Genomic DNA, 15,511 nt, shown 5'->3' with positions numbered 1-15,511 from the left:
TGGATGAAATTAATAGCCAGGATTCTGTTTTAAGTTTGCGTTTAACTTTAACTCATTGGCAGGAATTGGATAAATTCGCTTCGTTATATCCTTGTTCATGGTAAGCACATCGTTCGGTAATGGATACTCAATCTCAAATTGTCCGAAACGGATCAAATCATTTCTTCTCCAAGCTTCCCAACTAAATTCGCGAGCTCTTTCATCAAGCAAGGCACTTAAGGTAACCGTTGTTGCTGCTGTGGCACCCGCACGACTTCTTATTTTATTCAATAAAACTAAAGGAGTTTGTAATTCGCTATTAACGGTTGTTGCTGCTGCACCTCTTAAAATCGCTTCTGCTTTCATTAACATTACATCGGCCAAGCGTAAAACTGGCATGTCATTCCCATTTAATCTGGTTGTTTGAATGGCATTTACATCAGGCCAATATTTTACAGAACGTACCCCTTTTGCCTGGTCGGCTACAGTGTTACCTAAATCCATTGGCTTACCAGGTTTCAAAATCAAATCTGGTGTAATCTCAATTTGGTTAGTTGTCCCGGCAACTAAAATTGGTTTAGTTAAATCTGGCTTGCGGTTAGCATCTGGCGCATATTGCTTTCCAATAAGCCAAAAGCTATTGCGAATATCGTTGGTTAAATTAAATCGGTTATAATAATCTGGTGTAGTGCTCATTGCAATACTGAAACCTACATTTATTCCATAAGCAGGTGCTAAAGCAGGATAAAACCCAAATCTTGTAATTTGATTTCCAGGAATCTGCTGATCGTAAGGAATTGCAAAAATCGTTTCGTTAATCTGTGGGCCGTTATTTACGTCAAAAATATCGCTGTATTTTGTGTCTAAAGCGTAATTGGTATTTTTCAAAATGTTATCGGCCATTATAACCGCATCAGCATACCTTGCTTTCCCTGTGTAAACCTCTGCATTTAAATACATTTTCTCCAATAAGGCATAAGCCATAGCCTGTGTTGGTCTGCCGTAAACCAAAATACGGTTGTTATTATCTTTTACAGGCAATTGTGTAACCACTGCTAAAAGTTCTCTTTCAATAAATTCGAATACTTTTTCGCGGGTTTGATTTCCCGGAAGTGTGCTTACCGGAAAAGTGTCGATGATTGGCACATTACCATATAAATCCATCATAAAGTAATAGTACAAAGCCCTCATTGCTTTTACTTCTGCCAGACTACTTGTTTTTGCGGCTTCAGAAACTGAAGATTCGTTGGTAAGGTTTATTAAACGATTACAATTGTTGATACCACCAAAACCCCACTGCCAGATATCCCTAACATTTGGATGATCGATCGTCCATGTATGGTAATGAAGCTGACGATATTGACCTCCATCATCAAAATTTCCATCACGTGCTGGGATAATTGCCGCATCGGTAGAAAGTTCCTGCATTCTCCAATAAGGCACTCCGTATTGAGAAGAAAGATTAGAATACATGGTACCAAAAAGCGCAGCATAATCGGAATTGGTGATAGGAAAATTATCCTTTACATATTGCGATTCTACATCAACATCAAGCTTGCTACAAGATTCAAGAACAATCAGGCAAGCAAGAATATTTAATAAGATTATAAATTTTTTCATCAGTATATTATTTTTTTTTAAAGATGATGAGGCTAGCATGAACATATTTTGCTGTTATTTACTGGTACGTTCCTGCTGGTTTCATTTTTTATTTTTTAGAATGATGCACTTACACCAAAACTGAATGTTCTTGTTTTTGGATAATAATTATTGTTATCGATACCTGGCGTTAAACCTCCAATATTAATTTCTGGATCGATACCCGTATAATTAGTAATTACAAAAAGATTGTTAGCCGTAACATATAATCTAATTGCCTTAATCGATATTGTTTTGGGCTTGATCGAATATCCAAGCGTTGCATTATCTAAACGCAAATATGAGCCACTTTCCAGAAAACGATCGGAAATTAAGTAAGCGTTGATATCACTGAAAGATTCGCCTATGGTAAACCTAGGTATGTTTTGCAACTTAGCATCAGCAGGATTATTTAACGATGCGGCTGTTGCATTCAATATTTTATTTCCCAATACGCCACGAACAAGGAAGTTCAAATCCCAATTTTTGTAGCTGAAGCTATTCGCCCAGCCGTAAATTAATTTTGGCTGTGCATCGCCTGCAATCTTGGCATCGGTTGTTAATGGTTGCGTTGCAATTGTTTGTCCCGCAGCATTAATGTAGGTACTTACACCTGCGGCATTTTTACCTGCATAATTCCATAAGTTAAAGGTACCCAATGCATAACCTGGCTGAATAAGCTGACTGTAGTTTCCAGATTGGCCCTTACCCCCAAGTTGTGCGGTTTGAATGGCTGCAATTTTGTAGAAATCATCTGATAAGGTTTCTACCTCATTTTTATTGTGCGCAATATTTGGCGAAGTTGTCCATTTGAAATCATCGGTTTTCACTACAACCGCATTTAAAGCGAACTCTACACCAGTATTCTTGATTTTACCAACATTTGCAGTAATGGTTGGCAAGAAGAACTGAGTGGTAGAAACTTCGTAACGATCGTAAATCAAATCAGACGTTTGTTTGATATAAAAATCAATCGATCCAGTAATTCTATCCTTAAATAATCCAAAATCCAGCCCAATGTTGGTGGTTGCAGTGCTTTCCCATTTTAAATCGGGGTTTTCATTTCTAACAGGACCGATGGCATTACTGATGTTGCCATTGTTTAAGAACTTATTGCTACCCGAAAGTGTGCCGTAAATCAGTAGAGAAGAAAAGGCATCGAAACCTAAACTGTTACCCGAAACACCGTAACCTGCACGAAGCTTTAAATCACTGATAACCGGTACAGCTTTCATAAAATCCTCACCAATAATTCTCCATCCGGCAGATACCGCAGGGAATAAGCCCCAACGATTATTTCTACCAAAAGCCGAAGAACCATCATCTCTTAAAGATGCCTGAAATAGATATTTCTCATTATAATTATACTGAACCCTACCATAATATGAAATTAACCTCAAAGTAGAGATTGGTGCATTAGTAAAGGCAATTTGCGACAGTAAGGTTGGGTTAGAAAGAAATAGGTTGTTATATCCTAAATTATCATTAGAGAAATTCTGTGTGGTAACGCCAAAACCATCATTTGTTCTATCTTCTTGCCACGAATAACCTGCTAGTAACTTTAAACTGTGTTTTCCAAAGGTTTTATCGTAATTAAAGTAACCCTCAAGCACTTGGCTTTTATTTAAGACATCAACTTTTTGTGCCTGTCCGTTTACACCCCTCGCCAAACCAGATTGGCTGTTTAAATAAGTACTGTAATTATTTTGATCTCTTTGTGAGGAAACACTCGCCGTAAATCTTAGTCCATCAAGAATATTTAGCTGTGCCATTCCATTTATCAAAGTTTTGTTATTCAGGTTATCAATGCGATTATTATCTACTATTGATAAAGGGTTACGTGTACCACTTCCCGTACGATTATAGTTTTCCTTGTATGTGCCGTCTGTATTAAACGGGCTTACGGTTGGTAAATAGAAAAGCATGTTCGGAAGCGCCTGTGATTGATAAATATCCGAGCTTTTCGAATTGCTATTGGTGATGGTTAAACCAAGTTTTAATCGATCGTTAAAAAACTTTTGATTGATGTAACCCCTTACTATCGTACGCTTTAATGAGGTGTTTTTAAGAATCCCTTGGTTATCCAAATAATTAACACTCGCACCATAATCTGATGCCAAACCAGCGCCACCATAAGAAAGATTATGGTTTTGAGTATAACCTGTACGCTCTAAAAGTGATTGCCAATTGGTGTCAGAACCATCATCATCAACTGCGTTTAAGATTTGTTTATTATCGGCAAGATATTGTCTTAATTCTGGCGCAGATAACATATCGTATTTTTTTGATACCTTTTCAACTGCCGCATATCCATTGTAAGATAAACGGGCCTGGCCATTCTTCGAGCGTTTTGTTGTTACGATAATTACACCATTTGCAGCTCTCGAACCATAGATTGCTGTTGATGATGCATCTTTTAATATATCGATGTTTTCAATATCAGAAGGTGCAAGTAAATCAATTGATGCACCTGGAACACCATCAATAACGTAAAAAGGCTCTTGTGCAGCGCCCTCCCTTAAAGTTGATGGACCACGCAAAATGGTTGAGGGTTTAGCATTTGGATCGCCGCTTTTAGTAACATTTAAACCCGCTACTTTACCTTGTAAGAGTTGAGCTGGATTAACCATAACACCTTGATTAAACTCTTCTGATTTAATGGAGGTAACCGCCCCTGTTAAATCCTTTTTATTAGCTGTACCGTAACCAATAACAACTACATCCTTTAGGGTTTGATTATCAGGCATTAACGTTACGTTAATTGTAGTTTGATTGGTAACTATAATCTCCTTACTAATACCACCAAGCATGGAATAAACAAGAACATCGCCATTTTTAGCCTGAATATTGTAAATACCATCTGAGTTGGTTGATGTACCGCCATTAACGCCCTTAATTCTGATAGTAACCCCTGGAACAGGTTGATTGGTTTCATCGATAACCTTACCGGTTATTGTTTTGCTCCCTTGGGCCAAAACGTTTAATGAGCAGGCAAGTAGAAAAATGGCCAGAAATTGCCACCTTCCGATCAAAGACAAATAATTGAATTTGTAATTTTTTTTCATGAATGATTAGTTATGATTGTTTGGAAACACATTCTTAGCAAATTATTCCAGCATTTAGAATGCGCCACAAAGATGTACCGAGTGCGTTAGGAATTTGGTTAGATAGGATTATTTAATTGTTAAAAAAGGTGCCTTAGTTTAATAAAATGTTAAGCGATTTTGTGTCCAACAACTATTCAGAAACCATTAACTTAACAAAGCACCTTATGTCGCTCTCTTATAACCAAATAAATGAGCTTACAAAAACTTAACTTAAAGTGCATTTTAACAAGTCCATATCTTATTTATCTTTAACAATATGTTTTGGTACGAAGAAGAGGTGAAAGCACTCGAAAAAAGAAATGAACAAGAGAGAGCAAACCCTGGAATTATATTTTACGGCAGTTCATCCATCAGGTTATGGAATACGCTCGAAGAAGATTTTACAGACAGAAAAGTAACTAACCTTGCTTTCGGCGGATCGACATTAGAGGCTTGTGTATGGTTTTTTGAACGTATTATGATAGGTTATAAACCCAAAATGCTTGTTGTATATGCAGGAGACAATGATTTGGGAGATGGTAGGAACCCTGAAGAAATTTTTATATTTTTTCAGCAGTTATTAGCTAAAGTGAACTTACGATTTGGAGACATCCCCTGTTTTTTTATTTCCCTAAAACCAAGTTTATTGCGTTGGCACATGGCTGATCAATTCAAATACACTAATAATTTAATCGAAAGTGAGATCATTAAGTTAAATGGAAATTGGAGATTTATCGATGTATTTAAAAAAATGCTTGATAAATCGGGAAAGCCAAATCCAGCTTATTATGATCATGACGGACTCCATTTAAGTAAAGAAGGTTATCAACTTTGGCGTAAAATCGTCAATCAAAAACTGCTTTAATCATTACCAGAAATTAATATCATACTAACATTAAATTATTAATTTTCCATAAAGTTTAAATTAATGAATAGGGAATACCACAAGTGGTTTAGCAATAGCCTACAAAGAGACATGGAGCTGCTTATTTTTGGTCATCAAGGCAGGGCAGTTCTTTTTTTTCCCACACGAATGGCAAGGTTTTATGATTATGAAAATTGGGGCATTGTGGAATCGCTCGGTACGCAAATCAACAATGGAGAAATTCAATTATTTTGCGTAGATAGCATCGATGCAGAAAGTTTCTACAACGAGAATGCATTCCCATCTGTTCGAATCGATCGCCATTTAAGTTATGAGAAATACATACTTGAAGAAGTAATTCCATTTATCCAATCGAAGAATACTGGAGGTTTTATAGAAACAGCAGGCTGTAGTATGGGCGCTTACCATGCAATGAATTTGGCGTTAAAACACCCTTGGTTATTTAAAAAAGCAGTAGGCATTAGCGGAAGATACGATCTTACGGATGCACCAGGAGACTTTAAGGATTTGCTTAGTGGCTTTAGGAGCGATGAAGTTTATTTCAATATGCCCGCCCAATACATCGCTAATCTTAATGATCAGGAATTATTAACATCTACTAAAAATCTTGAAATTATTCTTGCCGTAGGAGAAACAGATCCATTTTTAAATGGCAATCAGCATTTAAGTAATTTACTCTGGAGTAAAGGTGTTTCAAACCAATTTCACACCTGGGGTAGCAATGCCCATCGACCTCATTATTGGAGAATGATGGCGCCTTTATATATTTAATCTATAATTGATTTTAGCTTTCTATTTCATCACACCTTTAAAATAGTAAACCGAATTAAAAGCAATAAATATGATAACAATTAGTTAACATAAAACATACTTTTAAACGAGTACTAATACTGTTATTTGGTAAATACAACTACCATTTTTTGTATAGGATATTCAACAGTTATTATGCCGCTTTTTTGCACAGCCCTCCCTTTTATTGGTAACACCGATTTAAGTACACCCTTACTAATAATATTTATTGTTTGTTTAATTGCAGTAGTCGGCTTTGAATTCGTAAACGGCTTTCACGATACCGCCAATGCCGTAGCAACGGTTATATATACCAAAGCGCTTAAGCCAGTTATAGCCATTCCATGGTCGGGTTTTTGGAATTTTATGGGTGTTTTTACTGGAGGTATTGCTGTTGCGATGGGAATTTTAAAACTCGTTCCCCTCGATGCATTAATGAATTTACCAACTGGTGTCGGCGCTTGTATGGTTCTTGCCGTATTATTGGCATCCATTGCGTGGAACCTCGGCACATGGTATTTAGGTATCCCCTGTTCTAGTTCACATACCATGATTGGTGCAATGATTGGTGCTGGTTTAGCTTTTACCTGGTACTATGGTGGAAACGGAGTAAATTGGGGCAAAGCCGAAGAAATTGGTCTATCCTTAATATTATCACCCATTATTGGATTTGGCCTCGCTATGTTATTAATGTACTTTCTTAAACATGTAATAAAATATCATGCACTATTTCATATTCCACATGGCGAAAACGATAGACCTCCATTAATTATCCGAGGAATCTTAATCACAACCTGTACGCTAGTAAGTTTCTTCCACGGAAGTAATGATGGACAGAAAGGCGTTGGATTGCTAATGTTAATTTTAATTGCGTTTTTACCAGCAAGGTTTGCCGTAAACCATTCCATCGCTAACGATAAGGTACTTTTACAACTTAATCAAACCGAACAGGTTCTTCAAAAAGTTGCGGTATTAAATCAGGGCAAAAAGATCAATATCAAATCTTTCACGAGCAAAATAGAGAAAGCTAAATTCCATCTCGGTTTAAAAAACGAGACAGATAAGCACAATACTTATAAATTCCGCAAACAGATTGAAGAGGTAATCTCATCTATAAAAACGGTTAAGGAAGATAAAACAATAATCCTGAACAAAGCTGATGAGGAAATACTTTCTAAAAATATGCATGAATTATCCAAATTAGTGGAGTTTGCGCCACTTTGGGTTGTTTTACTTATATCGATATCCCTCGGCCTTGGCACCATGATAGGATGGAAAAGAATAGTAGTTACCATCGGCGAAAAAATCGGAAACGAACATTTAAATTATGCGCAGGGTGCCACTTCCGAAATCGTTGCTGCATCAACAATTGGGTTAAGTACAGCATTTGGATTACCAGTTAGCACTACCCACGTTCTATCAAGCGGCATTGCCGGCGCAATGGTAGCATCTGGCGGAAAAGGAAACCTTAACAGCAATACCTTAAAAAACATTGGACTTGCATGGGTTTTAACCTTACCCGTATCGATAGTTTTGGCAATATTGTTATTCATGCTTTTCCATCTGTTTGTTTAAATAGTTTTAGATAAATTTAGTAATCCAAAAAAATGAAACAAATACTCGTAGCAACAGATTTTTCGCTTAGTGCAGATAATGCGCTTTGTTATGCACTGGCCATGGCGAAAATCTTAAATATGGAAGTTGTAGCCATTCATGCCATTCACCCTACCGAAGGAATTAACAACAGCACATATAACGCAATATTTATAGATTCTTACTACAACAATAAAAGAGCGGCCTTAAAGGCATGGACAGAGAATATCGCTGCAAGACAAGATTTAGCAGAAATTAAAACAACAACCATTTGTGATGTTGGATTTTTAAAGACTGTTATCACAAAATATATAGAAGATAAACCAGTCGAATTACTAGTTATGGGCATTACTGGTTCAACAGGAATTAGTGGTATTGTAGGCAGCAACGCAAGTAGTGTGGTAACAAAAATGAGAATACCAACGTTAATCGTTCCATTGGAAAGTAATTCCCCAAGCTCACCTATTATTACATTGGCAACGGATTATGAGACAAAATTATCCAATAAAGATGTAAACGCATTAAATGAAATGCTAAGAGCATCGGGCACCAAAAAAATGCAGGTGCTTTATGTTGCAGAAAAATCGGATGATTTGCACATACAAACTGGTGAGAAAAGAATTAGGGAATTGCTTCCTCATACAGAAATAGAATTTAATTACATTAGAGATAATAGTGCCCCAAATGGCATAATTGATTTTATTAAAAACAACCATACCGATATTTTGTGCCTCGTTAAACATCATCACAACATTATCTATCGCCTTTTTACAAGCAGTACGGTAAATCAGGTGATGAATAGATCAGTTAAGGCTATTTTGGTATTACATGATTAATACATATCGATTTAATACGGCTTTATATTTTCTGTTGAGGGATTTATCGCAAACTTTCAATCCGATTTTTTTTACCTTTTAAACAAAATAAGCCATAAAATCCATTATAGCTTATTCTCATCAACTAACTAAACCTGTAATATTAACCAAATATTTACATCACAAAGTTAAGCGGCTGATATAATTAGAAAATTAAACTATTGTTAATATTTCGTTGCTTAGAGGTAATTTGCCTTAAAACCAGATGCCAACTCCACAAGTTCATTAGTCGTAATTAGATCGGGAGACTCAAATTGTTTTATTAAAATCGCCGTAGGAACTAGAATTGTTCCATTAGTGGTTCTTAGAATGCAAACATTTTGGTTTTGAGAGGTTGATAAATATTCTCCTAATTCGGAATCAATAGCAGATAAACGGATCAAAAGCTCGTAATAGATGTATAAAGGGAAATTCACGCCACGAAGTTAGCCAATTCAAACCTCAATGTTAAATTATTGATATGTTAAGGTTAAATCTAAAATAACATTAATTTAACAATGCCCAATTATACTTATGGTATGATAGCTAGTCAGCGAAAATAAAATCCTCGCCCTAATTTACATTTACCTGAAAACCGCCATAGCTGAGCATGTCGGCAGTATGTATAACAGTAAGATTAAGTTCTAGATTTGTAATGATCATTCTTGCATGAGTTAAATTTCTATACATATCAATAATACCTCTAATTTCTACACCAGCTTTAGTCATCTTATACTTTCGTGGGTCGAATTTCTCTATAAACGTTTGTAAATCTTTATTAATTTGTGCCTGCTCGTTATTCATATCCTGATTTTTCATTGGCACAAAGGTTATCTTTTATTTCAATGCTTGTGTTAAGCTATTAAAGTCTTTAGGTTAATGTTTCAGCGTGAAAGTTTCAGGCAGTTAGCTAGGAACAAAATTCACAGAATAGCCTAATTAAGTAACAAAGCGAAATATGAAACAATCTCCTATCCGTTGAAACCTATATTACATGTAGTCTATAAAAAAATCTGTAAATTAATAAAGAAAGCACCTCAACATATGATAAAAATATGGCTGTGTAATATTTATGTTCAGTAGTTCATATTAATATTAACTTAATGTAGCAAACTTATTTTTGGGCGATTATCAACCTTAAAGGTTTAGCATTCATTACAACATGAAAAAAACACTATTAACTGCAATTGGTTTCTTCAGCTTTTTCTTTTCCGAAGCCCAGAATAAAACGGTTCTTCAGCCGTCTGTTTCTTCATCATCGCAAACTGCCCAACCCTTTTTATTTTCAGTGAATACGCTAACTTCTGAAAACCAGAAATGGAACATTCATTACTCGGGAAGTTATGCCGAGCATGCATCAGGCCAATTTGGTTATAATGGTCTTGGCCAACAGTTTGGAGTAAAAGGTTACCTGGGAAGTAGGTTTACCTTATATGCAACAGCCTCTGTTGGTTTTGCAAATGGTGGTGGAATAAGCTCTGCGCAACAGGCAGAAGTTATTAGAGACCTTATTGGAGGAAAGGATGCCTATGGTTTTAGATTAGGCGCAGGACTTGGCCTTAGTAGAGATTGGTCTAACGTAGGCGCTGCAATTAGCCGAATAACGGTTTCCTTTGATAAGCAAAACTGGAGATTAGTTGGTAACTTACGTTTTGAAAAAGCATTTGATAAATCTCGCGATAAACTTGATTTTATTTCTGCAATGGGATTTCAACATCGCCTTAGCGATGAATGGTATTTAGGATTTGAAGCCATTGGACAGGATTTGGAGGGTTTTTGGGAGAAAGATGAAGCAGAAGGTGGTGCAAAGGTAATGATCGGCCCCTCAATTAACTTATCACCAAATCATTCGAAACTAGCTTTTTCCTTATCGGGAGGACCAGTCTTTTATGCAACACGAAGTTCAGTAATCCCTTCAGAAGCCATTCGTGAAATTGGATCTGTAGCTTCTGGAAACGGATATACCATCCGTGCTTTAGTTAATTTTGATTTACGTTAAAATAAAATATTCTAAAATGAAAAAATATTTATTCGTATCGATGTTCATTCTTGCCTTTCAAAGTGTATCTGCACAATGGCCGGGAAAGATCGAAAGTACCAAACAAATTCTCTTGCCAAATGGCTGGAAGTTAAGTCCTGCTGGCCATTCTCTACAATTAGGCGATCTGCCTTTAAACATGCAAGTTAGTGCTTCAGGGAAATTTATTGCAGTTACCAATAACGGTCAAAGTACACAGTCGATCCAGCTAATTGATTCTAAAACAGAACAAATTTTAGATGAGAAAATTTTGAAGAAATCTTGGTACGGTCTCGCTTTTAGCAAAGATGAAAAACACCTGTATGTTTCTGGAGGAAACGATAACCTCATTATCAACTTCAATATCCGTGAGAATAAACTAGCGGAAAGCGATACCATCAAACTAGGCTTGGTTTGGCCCAAAGGTAAAATAAGCCCAGCTGGAATTGCAGTTAACAAAAACAACACAAAACTGTTTACGGTAACGAAAGAGGATAGCAGCCTCTACATTATAGATCCAACGAAAAAGACAATATTAAAAAAAATTCAGCTGCCTGCAATTGCCTATAGTTGTGCGCTTTCTCCTGACGAAACACAACTATACATCTCTCTTTGGGGCGGTAGAGCAGTTGCTATCGTAAACATAGCAGAAGAAAAGATAATTGCCTCTATCCCAGTTGGCGATCACCCGAATGAGCTTCTATTGAATAAAAAAGGCAATTATCTTTTTGTTGCAAATGCAAATGACAATACGGTTTCGGTAATTAATACAACAAATAATAAGGTTATAGAAACCATCGCTACAACACTTTATGCAACCCAGCTTACTGGATCAACTACAAATGGGTTGGCGCTAAGTATTAATGAAAAAACGCTATATATTGCCAATGCCGATAATAACTGCTTGGCGGTTTTTGATGTGAGCAAGCCAGGCACAAGTCAAAGTCAAGGCTTTATTCCAGTTGGCTGGTATCCTACAAGTGTTAAGGTTATTGGTTCCAAAATTATGGTTACCAACGGAAAAGGAAATACTTCTTTGGCAAATCCAAAAGGCCCGCAGCCAATTTCAAAAGCCGATAATAGTGGCTACCAAATGGGAAGTACAGCCAATAATAGACTACAGTATATTGCAGGTTTATTTAAGGGTTCGATCTCGTTTATAGATGTGCCAAAGCCTGAGCAATTAAAAACATATACTAGCCAAGTTTACGCAAATACACCCTTTTCCGATAAAAAGGCCATTACCGCAGATGGTGAGGAGGGCAACCCAATTCCACGTAAGCTAGGTGAAAAATCGCCCATTAAACATGTCTTTTATATCATTAAAGAAAACCGAACTTACGATCAGGTACTTGGCGACATGCCAAAAGGAAATGGTGATTCTTCTTTAACGCTTTTTGGAAAACGCATTACGCCCAATCAGCATGCTTTTGCAGAGAATTATGTGCTACTAGATAATTTCTATGTTGATGCCGAGGTTAGCGCCGATGGACACAATTGGAGTATGGCGGCCTATGCAACAGATGTGGTCGAAAAAACCTGGCCAACAAGTTACGGTGCCCGTGGTGGAACAACAAATTACGAAGGTGGCAGACCAGTAACTTATCCAAAAGGTGGCTTCATTTGGGATTATTGCCAGCGTGCTGGTGTTTCTTATCGCAGTTATGGTGAATTTGGTGATTACGCAAAAGCGAATATTAAATCTTTGCAGGGCCACATGTGCACAAACTCTCCAGGCTTTGATATGGATATTACCGATCAGGTACGAGCCGATGCTTGGATTAAGGATTTTGATTCCTTATTAGTTGCCAATGCAGTTCCACAATTTAGTACGTTAAGGGTTTCGAATGATCATACCAGCGGACAGAAAAAAGGAAAAGTATCTCCACAATCTGCCGTAGCAGATAATGATCTTGCTGTTGGTCGAATACTCGAGAAACTATCACAGAGCGCAGTATGGAAGGAGTCTGTTGTATTTATTTTAGAAGATGATGCCCAAAACGGCCCTGACCATGTTGATGCACACCGCTCTCCAGCTTATGTTGTTGGCCCTTATGTAAAAAGGAACACAGCTGTGCATACCATGTATTCTACATCCGGTTTTTTAAGAACAATGGAACTTATTTTGGGTTTGCCCCCAATGAGCCAATACGATGCTGCAGCAGTTCCATTATTTGAGTGCTTTACCAATAAACCAGATTTTACACCTTATAACGCAATAAAACCAGCTATAAATTTAAACAACCGAAATGTTGCCGTAAATGAAAGCAGTAGACGTTCAGAATTTTTCAATTTTGCAAAAGAAGATTCTGCCCCTGATTTGGATTTAAATGAAGTAGTATGGAAATCTGTTAAAGGTGAAAATTCGGTTATGCCAGCACCTAAGAGAAGTGCTTTTGTTATTCTGGAGAAGAAGAAAAAGGATGATGATGACTAGAAGAAAAAGTCAATATTAATTCCCTTAATGAACTATAAAAATCAAGGTGTTCAATTGCAAAAAAAATGCTTCTGAACACCTTAAAAATAAATTAGAATAGTGGCGTTGTAACTTTCTGATTTGGTATCCGTTATAGATAATTCTTTAAATGATTAAAGTGGTGATGTGCTAGACTTTCGTAGCCATTCTACATTAAAAATTGTAAGCCTTAGGGATTTGGTAAGTTTTCTTTTTTGAATGGAAAACCAATTACCCTAAGCAGATTTCCAAAAAAGGATATTCATCCTGACGATCCGCCCCAAGTTTTTCTTGTATAATACTTGGCCTGTAATAGAATGTTTCAAACATCATATCCCAAATAAAGGGTGAATAAAGCTCACTAATTGAATTAATTACCTTTACCAGATCCGATATGAAATTCATTGATAAATTAATACGTATTTAAAAAGCAAACGAATTTCTATATAACTAAAAGAATATAGAAATTTAAATAAATAACAAAGGCCTGAGTTTTCACTCAAGCCTTTGAATTCGAACTAAAATTTTTTTAGTACTCAAGAGGAGATTCGAACTCCCACACCCATACAGGCGCCAGCCCCTCAAGCTGGTGCGTCTACCAATTTCGCCACCTGAGTTTATGTTGCAAATATAATTTAATTTTGGATTAAGCAACCAGTGATTTACAATTCAATTTTTAAACCATCATAAGCTAACCTGATGTTTGCAGGCAAATCCTTTTCTACTTCTGTATGTAAACCTAAATTGTGACTGATATGTGTCAAATAAGTGGTTTCTGCACCAATTTTTTGTGCAAATTCTATTGCTTCTTTTAAGGTAAAATGTGAAATATGTGGTTCCTTTTGCAATGCATTGATTACCAATATTTTTGTCCCTATAATTCTCTCGAAGCTTGACTCAGAAATGGTTTTGGCATCGGTTATGTAAGTGAAATCGCCAATTCTATAACCTGTAATCGGCAGCAAATGATGCATCACTTCAAATGGAATGATGGTGGTCTCCCCTACTTTGAAATCCTCTCCATTATTTACAGTATGAAGTTGAATTTGTGGCAAACCATGATATTTAGTTTCGGCAAAAATATAGTAAAACTCCCTCTTTAAAGCGGTTTGAACACGCTCTGTTGCGTAAACATTTATAACTTTATGTAGCAAATAATTAAATGGACGAATATCATCCAAACCTGCAATATGGTCTTTGTGTTCATGAGTAAAAAGAACTGCATCTAAATCTTTTACCTTTTCTCGCAAAAGTTGATAACGAAAATCAGGACCGCTATCTACTACGATGGTCTTATCATCAGTTTCAATTAAAATAGAAGTTCTTAATCGATTGTTTCTCTTATCTGTAGAAATACAAACTTCACAATTACATGCAATTACAGGAACGCCTTGTGATGTACCTGTACCTAAAAAAGTAACTTTCATCGTAAAAAATTGTCCTTTCTATCTATGTAATCTACTATTTGTATCTGCATTAAAATAATTCGGTTTGTTGTAAAGAGTGAAAAAATTGACGTTGCTTTTCATCTAACATATTTTCATCGGGATTCGTTTGCTTAACTAAAGTGACTAAAGCGGCAATTTTACCCTCTAAATTAGAAAATTTATTTACCACGATGATTTTATTATGCTCAAGCAGGCATGAACCTGTTTTAAAGTTACCTTTCTCGTAACGAACCTTAAAACCCATTGCAAAAAGCAATTGCTCTAATTTCTCTAAGGTATGGTTTGTTAGTGGCAATGACATTAAAACAAACTTAGAGAAATCTAAGCATCAATCATAAATACAAGCATGATTTTTTTACCACGTTAGCCATTTAAGCATATTTTAAAACATAAAAAAACCTAGTAATTGTATCGAGCTTAAATAATTTTATATTTCTTAGTTGGTGAATCTTTACAATCGCTAAACTGACGAAGTTCTTTTTACAAAAATTTCAAACTAAACCCGACAAAAGCGGAAATACTTTTAAATTGCAGCAACCTTGAACTAACCGTCATGCTGAGGCACGAAGCATCTGCAACCGATGAAACAAATGCTTCGTACCTCAGCATGACAGAAGTTTAAAAGATTGAAGCGAATGGCGGGACTGATTTGACAAAAGAATTATGGCAACTGCTTTTCAAAAAAATAGTTATTATAATTTAAGATTCTAAAATGAACGCAACGGCAATATGGCATCAACAAAAAAGGTTCAGCTGTATCCAACTG

12 protein-coding genes and 1 tRNA gene are annotated in these 15,511 nt (G+C 36.3%); 6 read left to right on the top strand and 7 right to left on the bottom strand.

Annotated features, from left to right (window positions below; all coding sequences use genetic code 11):
* Window positions 1-9: 9 nt before the first annotated feature.
* Window positions 10-1,599, bottom strand: a complete 1,590-nt coding sequence (locus EZ449_RS03135; protein ID WP_165499680.1) for a RagB/SusD family nutrient uptake outer membrane protein — start codon at window positions 1,597-1,599, stop codon at window positions 10-12.
* 95 nt (window positions 1,600-1,694) lie between these two features.
* Window positions 1,695-4,682 (bottom strand): SusC/RagA family TonB-linked outer membrane protein, encoded by a 2,988-nt coding sequence (locus tag EZ449_RS03130; RefSeq protein ID WP_131556513.1) that lies wholly within the window; start codon window positions 4,680-4,682, stop codon window positions 1,695-1,697.
* Between the two features lie 298 nt (window positions 4,683-4,980).
* Between EZ449_RS03130 and EZ449_RS03125 the strand changes: the two genes are divergently transcribed.
* The 4 genes from EZ449_RS03125 to EZ449_RS03110 all read left to right on the top strand — a co-directional run bounded on the left by EZ449_RS03125 (window position 4,981) and on the right by EZ449_RS03110 (window position 8,807).
* Window positions 4,981-5,568, top strand: a complete 588-nt coding sequence (locus EZ449_RS03125; protein ID WP_131556512.1) for an SGNH/GDSL hydrolase family protein — start codon at window positions 4,981-4,983, stop codon at window positions 5,566-5,568.
* A gap of 63 nt (window positions 5,569-5,631) precedes the next feature.
* Entirely contained in the window at window positions 5,632-6,360 is a 729-nt protein-coding gene (locus EZ449_RS03120; protein ID WP_165499679.1) for an esterase family protein, read from the top strand.
* 174 nt (window positions 6,361-6,534) lie between these two features.
* Window positions 6,535-7,953, top strand: coding sequence for an inorganic phosphate transporter (locus EZ449_RS03115; RefSeq protein WP_131556511.1), 1,419 nt, complete (start codon window positions 6,535-6,537; stop codon window positions 7,951-7,953).
* A 32-nt stretch (window positions 7,954-7,985) separates the two neighbouring features.
* Complete coding sequence (locus EZ449_RS03110; protein WP_131556510.1) at window positions 7,986-8,807, top strand: universal stress protein; 822 nt, start codon at window positions 7,986-7,988, stop codon at window positions 8,805-8,807.
* A gap of 218 nt (window positions 8,808-9,025) precedes the next feature.
* On the opposite strand, the gene EZ449_RS03105 is transcribed toward EZ449_RS03110, so the two are convergent.
* Both EZ449_RS03105 and EZ449_RS03100 read right to left on the bottom strand, forming a co-directional pair.
* A complete protein-coding gene (locus tag EZ449_RS03105) occupies window positions 9,026-9,262 on the bottom strand; it encodes a hypothetical protein (RefSeq protein ID WP_131556509.1) in 237 nt (78 codons plus the stop codon).
* Between the two features lie 136 nt (window positions 9,263-9,398).
* Entirely contained in the window at window positions 9,399-9,644 is a 246-nt protein-coding gene (locus EZ449_RS03100) for a hypothetical protein (RefSeq protein WP_225872212.1), read from the bottom strand.
* Between the two features lie 343 nt (window positions 9,645-9,987).
* Here EZ449_RS03100 and EZ449_RS03095 point away from each other — a divergent pair, with 343 nt between their 5' ends.
* Both EZ449_RS03095 and EZ449_RS03090 read left to right on the top strand, forming a co-directional pair.
* Window positions 9,988-10,824: a hypothetical protein gene (locus tag EZ449_RS03095; RefSeq protein WP_131556508.1), complete on the top strand. Its 837-nt coding sequence runs from the start codon at window positions 9,988-9,990 to the stop codon at window positions 10,822-10,824.
* A 16-nt stretch (window positions 10,825-10,840) separates the two neighbouring features.
* Entirely contained in the window at window positions 10,841-13,279 is a 2,439-nt protein-coding gene (locus EZ449_RS03090) for a bifunctional YncE family protein/alkaline phosphatase family protein (RefSeq protein ID WP_131556507.1), read from the top strand.
* Between the two features lie 551 nt (window positions 13,280-13,830).
* Here the strand turns inward: EZ449_RS03090 and EZ449_RS03085 are convergent.
* The 3 genes from EZ449_RS03085 to EZ449_RS03075 form a co-directional block, all read right to left on the bottom strand.
* Window positions 13,831-13,914, bottom strand: a tRNA-Leu gene (locus EZ449_RS03085).
* A gap of 45 nt (window positions 13,915-13,959) precedes the next feature.
* Window positions 13,960-14,724 carry an MBL fold metallo-hydrolase gene (locus EZ449_RS03080; RefSeq protein ID WP_131556506.1) on the bottom strand — a complete coding sequence of 255 codons (765 nt, stop codon included), beginning with the start codon at window positions 14,722-14,724 and terminating at the stop codon, window positions 13,960-13,962.
* Window positions 14,725-14,773: 49 nt separating this feature from the next.
* Window positions 14,774-15,046 (bottom strand): hypothetical protein, encoded by a 273-nt coding sequence (locus tag EZ449_RS03075; protein WP_131556505.1) that lies wholly within the window; start codon window positions 15,044-15,046, stop codon window positions 14,774-14,776.
* Window positions 15,047-15,511: the final 465 nt, after the last annotated feature.

It is taken from the genome of Pedobacter frigidisoli, assembly GCF_004331675.1.
Taxonomy (GTDB): Bacteria; Bacteroidota; Bacteroidia; order Sphingobacteriales; family Sphingobacteriaceae; genus Pedobacter; species Pedobacter frigidisoli.
Note: the sequence above shows the minus strand (reverse complement) of the source record. Positions and strands in the feature narration are given on the sequence as shown.